Raw genomic sequence first — 9,235 nt, 5'->3', positions numbered from 1 at the left:
ACGCAAGTTGGGGCCTTTTTTCATATAGGCACACAAGGTCAAAGGCGGCACCATGATCCTCCTGGTCGACAAGATCGTGCGTTGAACGGGCGTCGCGTGCATGGTAGTATTTCACGACGTGGTGCAACGCTTCTCTACATGGAAGTTCTCCATTACCTTTGCAACCACTAATCACAAGGGCTCTTGGCGCAACGGTTAGCGCAGGGGACTCATAATCCCTGGGTTCTGGGTTCGAATCCCGGAGGGCCCACCACTATCTACCAGCGGTTTCCATGAAATACAGTTAATCAGGGGAACCGCTTTACTATTGGCTATTCCTTCTAGAATCCACTGGTTTCTTCTGGCTATCCACCACTATCCACCACTGATTTGTGAATAGATATGGGTTCCGTCTGTATCAGAAGATTTAAAATGAGCTTACTGATCGACCAATCGATGCGTTTTCTTTCGCCAAAAGGATTGGAAGTACGATGAATTTATGGTCGAAGTTTTCGGCAGATCTGGATGGGCTAAGCGTTCAGAGGCGTTATAAGGACATCTGAAAGTCTGGAACTCATCAGTGTACTAAGATATCGATTCGGCACCTTGTATCGCCTCTCATTGCCTCAGGCGCAGTTTGTATTGACTTGTATAGAAACTAGTCGCGTTTGGCTTTTGAACATCTTCTAGAAGTCCTTTTTCTCAATATACGATTCGAGAGTGAAACCGCCGCTTGCCATGTCTGAAGCCATGAATGTGTCGACCTTATCGGCGGCATCAAGGATCGCCTCGACATTCAGGTCGATATAGTGCTGGAAATCCGTCTTAAACTGCGTGTGTCCGTGCATGCTTGAAATTGTCGGAGTCGAAACTCCGCTGGCGGCCATGAGCGTCTCTGAGGTATGTCTCAGGTTATTCACGGGGATAAACCTCAGGCCGTGTTTCCTCAGCGCGGTTTCCCAGTGGCCACGCAGCGTTTCGCCGGCACACGGAAGGATTCGCCGGTTGCTCCACTGCTCCAGAGCGTGTCGCGTTGCATCTTGCTCGGTTCCAATGAACGCCTCCGGCGCGATGGTCCTCTCCATGGTGTCGACATATCCGTTAAAAACGGTGACAGTCCAAATTCCATCGGCGACTTCTTTCAGTTTTGGGTTTGAGCCCAACTTATACTTTGCTGCCGTTTCTGCGGCCAACCGACTCGCAAGCGCCTGGGCTTCTTTCCGATTTCCCATGACGGTTTCGATCCTATATTTGGCTTTTCTGGACTTGTGCCAGCTTGTCTTGTGCCTGATGAGCCAGCAGCCCTCAACTTGCTCGATTGAGGGCTTCGTGGCCTCGAGGGCTGAAAGAAACCTTTCCGTAAACTCTGGAAGAACCAGAGCGTGCCTTTTAGACTCTTCTGTTTTGGTGACCTTAAGTCCGTCCTCGTCGGTATAGGCCGCATGGACGTTCAGGAGCACATACTTTTTTACGCCCTGGGAAGTCGGCATTTTCAATATCTGTACGTCGGCTGGCGTGATTGCAAGGTTCTCTTCTTTGCGAAGACCCGCGCTACCGACCAGCAGGGTTAGATATGCCATCTCATCGTCAACGAGTGCATCGGCAGCCTTCTTTAATTCCAAGGGTGACCATGGCGCGGGGCGTTTCTGTTTCTTCGCCCTGGCGTCGAGTCCCGTTAGATCCATTTTATGGCGCATGAAACCATCCGATTTGGCTCTGTTCAAAATCGCCCTGTACGTCCGCAGCGTGTTTCTCGGGGTGCCAGATTGCTCTATGAGATTTCGGACATTAGCCTCATCTAGATTCAAGAGGACTCGTTCGCCATGATTCGGGGAGATCCATTTTCGGTAGTTTTTGACATATCCGTCGATTGTGCTGTTGGTCTTACCTTCCTTTTCCAGGGCTGGGATAAACCTGCCATAAAAGTATTGATTCAGCGTAATCTCAGGAATGTCGCGTTCGGAAAGGCTGGAATTCAACTCGACATAGAGCATAGATGCGGCTGCTTGGGCATCTCTCATGGTTCCATGAATCGTTACCCTTTTTGTGGCACGCTTTTTACGAGTGCCGGCCTCGACCCTAACTCTGAATATCTCTAAGCCATCGGCATCGACACCTATTTTCTCAATTACACCAATTTTGTTTTTAGGCATCTGGTCCTCTTTGAATCAAATTCCAATCTGGAGTCAGAACTATCGTGCTGAAGCTGCCGCTTGCTTTTCTAAGCAATTTCTTGGGCACTCGATAATTGAGAATGCCCGCCAAATTTTTCAAACTTCCCAGAGCGAACCATCGTATCGGATTCTTCGACTAGTTTTGTCTTGCCGCTCTCGTTGAGCTTGGAGAAGTTTGAGAGCAGCTCGTGTAAAAGCGATCGCTCTTGGGGTGTAAGGATGGTAACTATTGCATTGAGAAACGACCTTGTTTTTGCGTCCTTTTGGAACTGTGGGGATGTTGGGTCGACCTTGTAAGCTGTGCCAAGAATTACATCTATGGAAACATTGAAATAAGAGGACAACTGCACGAGTTTTTCGTCAGAGATTCTTCTGGTCCCGTTTTCATATTTCCGATATGTCGACAAGCCGTACCCTAAATCCTCAGCTGCCTTAGGCTGCGAGATGTTCTTACTCTCACGAATCTGCTTCAGATTGTTTTGCATTTGCATCACCCCTCAATAATGACTACCTCGTATTGTTTTCCAGTCAGGACAAAGGACTCTTGTGTTGAAAGCTCCGTTCGATTGTTTAGACGGTCTTGGCTCTACCGTGAGAACTAGCTGAGACGTTGCTTTTAGCAATATTTCCAAATCTCTTGTATTTACCAGAACGGTTCATAGTGTCTGCACTTTCAGCCAGCTGCTTTCTTCCAGTTAAGCTGAGAGCCATATAGCTCTCCAGCAGCTTTCTAAACTGCTGCCTATCTTCTTTATTCATTTCTGAGATTGCGGCGTTAACTATTGAACGCATTTCGGAGTCTTCAAGAAATGAGGGTGAAGAAAGCGATGCTGAGAATTTAGATCCAAGTATTGAATCAACTGAAACAGAGAAATATGTCGAGAGCTGGAGTAAAAGCTCATCCGTGAGACGTCTCGTCCCCTGTTCATACGTTCTGTAAGCAGAGAGCGAAATACCGAGCTCTTCAGCTACTAGTTTTTGGGTCTTTCCACTATTGGAGCGAATGGTTTTCAGATTGTTGCCCATGGGTGCTCCTTTCTCTGAGCACCTTGTTTCTCAATTTGGCCAATTTTGAATTTAGGCATGGGTGATTTTGCCTCCAGCTGATCTTTAATCGTTATGCTGATTGGGCCACGGAGGAATGAGAATCACCGTTTGAAAAGGCCGGCTCAGAATCATTCAACAACAGGTCGTTTTCAAGCAAGCTTTCAATTAGCGAAAGCGCAATACCTTTCCCGTTGTCGTTTAAACGAATCCAAGCAGACCGAAGCCTTTCAAAGGAGTCGTCGTTAACTTCCGCTGGTTTTGTCGCAGCCTTTTCCAATTCCGTAAGGGCAATCAATGACTTTGCGGGGGAAATGGCGTGAAGATTACGCCATGAGGGGTCGACGAGATCAGACAACCGCACGTTCAGTGCATTGCAAATAGCCTCTAAGGTCTCGTTTGACGGGAATCTTCGGCCCTGTTCGTATGACTGGTAGGTGACAAGCTCAACGCCAATTCTACGAGCCGCAACAGTCTGATTGATTTTTAGCTGTTTTCTGGCCTGCTTGAGATTCTGACCAAATAGGCGATTGATCTCAATCTCCTGCGGGCTCTTCTTTCTAGTCATCCTACCTCCCTTTAACAATTTTGTCTTACGGGATGGTTGACAACTCGTACGACTTGTACGATAAATAAGTCGTACAGGTCATACTGGTAGTGTCATACAGGAGTTGGTATGTCTGGTATCTCAAATCTAAGGTCTGAGCGATACCGTTTGGGCATGTCCCAAGAAGAGCTCGGAGAGCTGGTTGGAAGACGGCGAGCCACCATCGGTCGTTGGGAAAGAGACCCCGCTCAAATTCCGGGACCCATTCTGGTGCAGCTTTCAAAGAAGTTTGATTGTTCGATTGATTATTTGCTTGGCTTTACAGATGAGCGAACTTCTAAAAAAAATGAGGTCGCGTAATGAGCAGCAAAGAGAGAATGGAGCCCTGGGCGAGCAGTAAATGGCTCTCAAAATCCGCGGCAGCCAAATACATCCATCGCCATGTCGATGCGGTGCAGGGGCTCATTGAATCCGGTGAGATCCCCGCCGTCTACGGCGCGTTCAACCGTGGCGGATCGCGGACCATCTACATCAACATTGACGACCTCGACGCCTATATGCGCAGGACGCCTTTCATTAAGGAGTCGAGCCCTGAGATGCAGTACGAGGAGTACGCATCTCTGCAGTCCCTGCAAGAGAGCATGTCAAAGCACATGGCCCGCGACGGCCGTAAGGGGGCCGCATGATGGGTCCCGCATCGTTTCCGAAGACTGTTCAATTTAGGGTGTCAGAAAAAAAGTGCGACTGGGAAATTAAGGAAGAGCCCCAGCCGCACCCGAAACGTGAGACCGTAGAAGAAGGGAGTTCACGGATGTGGAAAGGTGAACAGCGTCAACACGATCTCGACGACATAGGACGGTATCGCGCCCTCGTCGGTCAAGTTGATTCTACCAACGCAGTAGAGGGTCTAAACAATCAAGATCTAGCCGAATACGCGAATTCATGCCGAATGTGGACTGGATTCGCCGAAATTGCAAAGGCGAGGGGCCGGGGCTACAACCGACAGGCGCCTGTGCCCGTTCTCCCCGAAACACCGAGGGCGCTTTTGGCGGCGGGTATTCCCAACCTGCCTATCTGCCACACCGTGCGGCATATTGTACGGGAGACAACAATCTCCAATCGCTCACACAGGCACGGCATCGAGCCTTCGCTGCTTGCATCGGTTCCCGAACTACTTCAGGCTCCTGTTGCTATCTTTAAGGCGGGCGCAGGCAGGGTGGCGGTTGCGTTGGATGCGGTCGATACCATCGGCCAGCCGCTTGTCGCCTATTTCGACCTAGCGGTCCCCCTGTCTGTCGGCGGTGGTCAATTCCGCTCCGGTGAGCTCGTCAACTTCATGCTGTCCGTTTACGGACGCGAGTCCCTGATAAGTGAAATCGAATCCGCGAGGGCGGCAGGGGAGTGCAATGTCTTCAACGAAGAGGCGTTGTTCTCCCTGGCGGTCCGGGCGCTGCAAAGGAGAAAGGCCGCATAGTGTCGAAGATTCTCGAGACAGAGACCGAAGGCTACGGTCCTTCGTTCGCCATACACGGCTTCATGCGCTACCTGGGCCTTAGGCCCGCACAGCTCGTGGCATATGCCCTTATCTACTCCTGCACGGTAGATAAGGGTTGCTACGATTTTGGAGCCGCCGTTCTCGCGGACTGGTCCGGCACGAGCGAGCGCACCGCCCGCACGACCATCGCCTCCCTTCTCGAGATGGGCCTTATCGTTGAGCGCGGATCGCACGTCCACGGCATGAACACCGTCGGCAGATCTCTTGTTGCAGCCACAGAGCCAATTGTCCGCGCCAGGGAGGCTTGGCTGGCGGACCATCCGGACGCCGGAAGGTCTTCTTTCCGAATCTCACCGGAAACTATTTCACGTGAAAATACTTCCTCACCTGAAATTTCTTCACGTGAAGATTCTTCCTCACCTGCAAGTACTTCACGTGACGTTTCTTCACCTGAAGTTTCTTCACCTGAAAAAACTTCCTCACCGGAAAATATTTCACGTGAAAATACTTCCTCACCTGAAATTTCTTCACGTGAAGATTCTTCCTCACCTGCAATTTTTTCAGGTGAGCCCCCCTATATACCTATAAGTAATGACTATCCAGAAGATTGGACGGATGGATGGATGGATTTTCAAACCAACCAACCGGACGTCTATCCCGAAATGGACTCTCAGGTCGACACCGCAGGCGATTTCAGAAAAATCGCCGACGAGACGATCAACCGCAACAAGCTCGACGCCGCACGCCAGCCCTACGACGAGCTGCGTCGTCTGGGCTTCGGGGCCGACGAGATTGGCGCTGCGTGGGCTCGTCGGCAGGCTGAGGCCAAGGATGCCGGCTGCGAGGACAAATTCATGCCTCAGCTGCGAAAATGGCTGATCGACACGAGCGTCAAGGGATGCCGAAAGATGGTCGAGGCCGCACGCCAGCGAGCGGGCCGCGGCGAAAAGCACCTGCGCAGGGCTCCCGACGGCGCCTGGCTCATCATCGGCGACGGGCCGGTCCATCCGGTTGTGGATGCGAACGGAATCGTCTATCGCGGCGATAACAAGGAGGCTGCGATAGACCTGGCCCGCAAACAGGCCACATCTTCGCTGTGAGCTGCTGAACGAACGATTGAATAAATGTCGAAAGGGGAAGTGACATGGAAGGGAACTCGTGGGAAAGGCTGATTAGAACCGAGAGCAATGGACAATCTGCAATCGTCGGGATCGAGGGCGAGAACCATGGCTCGTCTCTTTCCTCAGACGATGGCGGCATCGGCGCTCGAGAGGAGCGCGTCAGATGCGTTCTGTCCGAGCTGAGACACCTGGCCTCGATCAGAAGCCAGTGCGAGACAGCGCTCAGGCAGCTGCCGTCCCGATCGAATGAGAGGGAGCGGATGAGGAACCGCGTCCTGCAAATCGATTCGACATTGAATCTCGTAATGGTCGTCGTCGAGGCACTGGACGATTACGAGCCGGGACTCGGATCTATCTTTTCGCTGTCCTATATCGACAACCTGACATGCGAAAGGATCGGCGCGCTACTGGGTGTGTCGAAGAGGACCGTCATCAGGAGGAGAAACCATATCGTCGCGTTGATAGCGTCAGACGACGATCTCTACAGCATCATCGTTGGTGATGCCGCGTGAGCGCCGTAATCCTTTGGCGGGTACATATATGACCCGTAACATTATCCTACTTGCAGCCGGGCTGCTTCTTGCCCTCGCCGGCTTGAGCTACCTTCTCCAGCTGGATGGGTTGGCTTTACTGCTTCTTATTACTTCCGCTGCGATCGCGCTCAAGCTATTCGACGATGGGGAAGAGGACGATTCCGGGTGGAGGCCTTTATAGGAAAGCTACTCAAGATGAGGACGTAAGGCACAAGTACAATGATTTGATATTAAGTTATGACGCAGTCACGTAATTACACTGTTACGTAGTTACACAGTTATGCAATTACACGGCTACGTTATTACACAGTTACGTTTTTACGTCCTTCATTAGTTCATTGAATACGTATTTCTCTTCCTCGTATTTTCTTAAGTTCTGGTATTCCGTTTTAGCACCTTTATCTTTTTCGGCGTTTCATTTATTCATCTATTTCATAGTTCATTAGTGACGTAGTTCTGGTATTATTTAACAACAACCTTCAATGCGGGTTTTCCGCCATCGGTCCAGCTAGGGCATTGGAGGTTATATGTCTTTTTATCCTAATTACATTTCAATCATCAAATTTATCTTGGGGCTCGGCGCGCTCGTAGCCTTTTTTGCGAGCGGGCTCGCCTACGCCATCCTTCAGTTCATTGTCGGCGCGGCCGCGTGCCTCATCGCCATCCCGATCGCTCTTGTGGTCATGAGCATCGCCAGTCGCTCCTAGGTATTGCCTGGCTCAAATCGTTTTCAATTTCAGTTGAAAGGAATCACCATGCCGAATTTCACCCCTGTGATCGTGTTCACCAATCAGAAGGGAGGCGTCGGTAAGACGACTTCCGCAGACGCCATCGCCGATGGGCTTCGCCGCCGCGGCCTTAAGGTCTTGGCTGTGGACATGGATCCCCAGGGCTCCCTCGGGAGAATCGAGTCGGATTGCGTCGCGAAAGGCACCTGCTGCAGCTCCAGCTTCCTCAAGGGCGTTCAGGTGGTTTGCACCGAGGATGGGCAGGCGACCGTCCCCGGCGATCTCGATCTTGCCAACGTCGCCGACGAAAGGGACCTTGAGGGCAACGAGATCAATGAGTACTCTCTGACGCGCGCAATCGAGTCGGCTGTCTCCCAGCACGGCTTCGATGCCGTCGTGGTTGACACCCAGCCTGGCATGACCTTCTCGACGATTTCCTCCACCATTGCCGCAACCCATCTTGTCATCCCGACTACCGCCGACAGGCTTGGCACCGAGGCTGTCGAGCAGACCCTCGAGCTCCTCAGCGCGGTATCTGATTCCTATGAGGTCGCGTGGGTGAGCGCCCCTGCCGTCCTCATCACGCTCTATCGCGGTATCGCCAAGCTCGCGAGAGCCTTTGCCGCTCAGATGGTCGAGGAGTTTCCAAAAATGGGGCTCAAGGTCTTCCAGCGCCGAATCGGTATAACTGTTGCAATCCAGGATGCGCAGGCGAATGGTCGCAGCATCTACGAGATGAACGTCCTCAAGGGCGCCGCATTCGAGTACGACGTCCTTGTGGGCAACATCATGAACTGGTGTGAGCTCAAGCCCGCCGCCGGCGAAACCGAAGGAGTTGAGTAGCTATGGCTTCCAACCTGCCCGAGAACCTTGTAGGCGACATGATGAGCAATGCCCCGCGCTTTACCTTGCCTAATTTTGGGGCACAGAACCGTCCTGTGCCCCGTCCTGCGGCGCCCGCCCCGCAAGAACCTGTTCAGGACGGCGTCGCCGCATCGCCCGCTTCCCCCGCGAGTGCCCGCAAAACCAAACCCGCGGCGGCTCCCGCTGCCAGCAAGGTATCTTCGGGTTCCAAAAAAGAGAGGGTTACCTTCTCGACATCGCCGCTCGAGGCTGAAATCCTTGAGCGGCGCGTTCTCGAGCTCAAACTGAAAGGTGGCCCCAGGAGGGACGCCAATGTCAGCCGTGTCGTCGAGGATGCACTTCGCAACCGAATCAGCGGCGGGGAGCTCGATCTGTCCGTCTTGGACAACCCCAAGCGATCTATGAGTGCCACGCGCTATAGCCGAACGGCCCTCGTCCACTTTGAGGTGTATAAGGGCCTCATGACCGGGCTCGTGAGCGCTCGCGCCGCACACCCGGAGATTCTGCCGTCAAACCTCACCGCCAGCGCATACATCAGGGCGTGTATCTTGGCCTTGGAAAACTAGTCCTAGCATCCACTGTGCCATCAAGCAGGCACCCGCTTGACGTCCGTTCAGATACGGGACCAGACCTCGGGGGCGGCTCCCAGCTCGGAGCCGCCCCTTTTTTCTCCCGGCTGCCGCCCAGGGGGAGCGCTCCGCGCCGCCTCCCCCTGGACCCCCACGGGCCATTCCCCGGGGCTCGCGTTGC

The 9,235-nt window shown here is 52.7% G+C and carries 12 protein-coding genes and 1 tRNA gene; 9 read left to right on the top strand and 4 right to left on the bottom strand.

The window, feature by feature from the left end:
- Positions 1-177 precede the first annotated feature (177 nt).
- Positions 178-253 (top strand) — tRNA-Ile (locus I1969_RS05150).
- Between the two features lie 412 nt (positions 254-665).
- Here I1969_RS05150 and I1969_RS05145 read toward each other — a convergent pair.
- The 4 genes from I1969_RS05145 to I1969_RS05130 form a co-directional block, all read right to left on the bottom strand.
- Positions 666-2,132: a site-specific integrase gene (locus I1969_RS05145; RefSeq protein ID WP_195233555.1), complete on the bottom strand. Its 1,467-nt coding sequence runs from the start codon at positions 2,130-2,132 to the stop codon at positions 666-668.
- 68 nt (positions 2,133-2,200) lie between these two features.
- A complete protein-coding gene (locus I1969_RS05140) occupies positions 2,201-2,638 on the bottom strand; it encodes a helix-turn-helix domain-containing protein (protein WP_195233553.1) in 438 nt (145 codons plus the stop codon).
- Positions 2,639-2,723: 85 nt separating this feature from the next.
- Positions 2,724-3,179, bottom strand: a complete 456-nt coding sequence (locus I1969_RS05135) for a helix-turn-helix domain-containing protein (RefSeq protein ID WP_195233552.1) — start codon at positions 3,177-3,179, stop codon at positions 2,724-2,726.
- 91 nt (positions 3,180-3,270) lie between these two features.
- Positions 3,271-3,765 carry a helix-turn-helix domain-containing protein gene (locus tag I1969_RS05130; protein ID WP_195233550.1) on the bottom strand — a complete coding sequence of 165 codons (495 nt, stop codon included), beginning with the start codon at positions 3,763-3,765 and terminating at the stop codon, positions 3,271-3,273.
- Between the two features lie 108 nt (positions 3,766-3,873).
- Between I1969_RS05130 and I1969_RS05125 the strand changes: the two genes are divergently transcribed.
- The 8 genes from I1969_RS05125 (at position 3,874) to I1969_RS05090 (ending at position 9,051) form a co-directional block, all read left to right on the top strand.
- Positions 3,874-4,104 (top strand): helix-turn-helix domain-containing protein, encoded by a 231-nt coding sequence (locus I1969_RS05125; RefSeq protein WP_195233548.1) that lies wholly within the window; start codon positions 3,874-3,876, stop codon positions 4,102-4,104.
- Positions 4,104-4,430, top strand: a complete 327-nt coding sequence (locus tag I1969_RS05120; protein ID WP_195233546.1) for a helix-turn-helix domain-containing protein — start codon at positions 4,104-4,106, stop codon at positions 4,428-4,430. Before I1969_RS05125 ends, I1969_RS05120 begins: the two co-directional genes overlap by 1 nt.
- On the top strand, positions 4,427-5,218 hold the full coding sequence (locus I1969_RS05115; protein WP_195233544.1) for a MuF-C-terminal domain-containing protein: 792 nt from the start codon (positions 4,427-4,429) through the stop codon (positions 5,216-5,218). Before I1969_RS05120 ends, I1969_RS05115 begins: the two co-directional genes overlap by 4 nt.
- Positions 5,218-6,339 (top strand): hypothetical protein, encoded by a 1,122-nt coding sequence (locus tag I1969_RS05110; protein ID WP_195233542.1) that lies wholly within the window; start codon positions 5,218-5,220, stop codon positions 6,337-6,339. The genes I1969_RS05115 and I1969_RS05110 overlap by 1 nt, the downstream gene beginning before the upstream one ends.
- Positions 6,340-6,383: 44 nt before the next feature.
- Positions 6,384-6,872, top strand: coding sequence for a hypothetical protein (locus I1969_RS05105; RefSeq protein WP_195233540.1), 489 nt, complete (start codon positions 6,384-6,386; stop codon positions 6,870-6,872).
- Between the two features lie 548 nt (positions 6,873-7,420).
- Complete coding sequence (locus tag I1969_RS05100) at positions 7,421-7,600, top strand: hypothetical protein (RefSeq protein ID WP_195233538.1); 180 nt, start codon at positions 7,421-7,423, stop codon at positions 7,598-7,600.
- Between the two features lie 48 nt (positions 7,601-7,648).
- Positions 7,649-8,464, top strand: a complete 816-nt coding sequence (locus I1969_RS05095; RefSeq protein ID WP_195233536.1) for a ParA family protein — start codon at positions 7,649-7,651, stop codon at positions 8,462-8,464.
- A 2-nt stretch (positions 8,465-8,466) separates the two neighbouring features.
- Entirely contained in the window at positions 8,467-9,051 is a 585-nt protein-coding gene (locus tag I1969_RS05090; protein WP_195233534.1) for a hypothetical protein, read from the top strand.
- Positions 9,052-9,235: the final 184 nt, after the last annotated feature.

Source organism: Collinsella aerofaciens, from assembly GCF_015548375.1.
In the GTDB taxonomy this organism is placed as follows: Bacteria; Actinomycetota; Coriobacteriia; order Coriobacteriales; family Coriobacteriaceae; genus Collinsella; species Collinsella aerofaciens_AB.
This window is presented reverse-complemented; position numbering and strand designations above follow the sequence as displayed.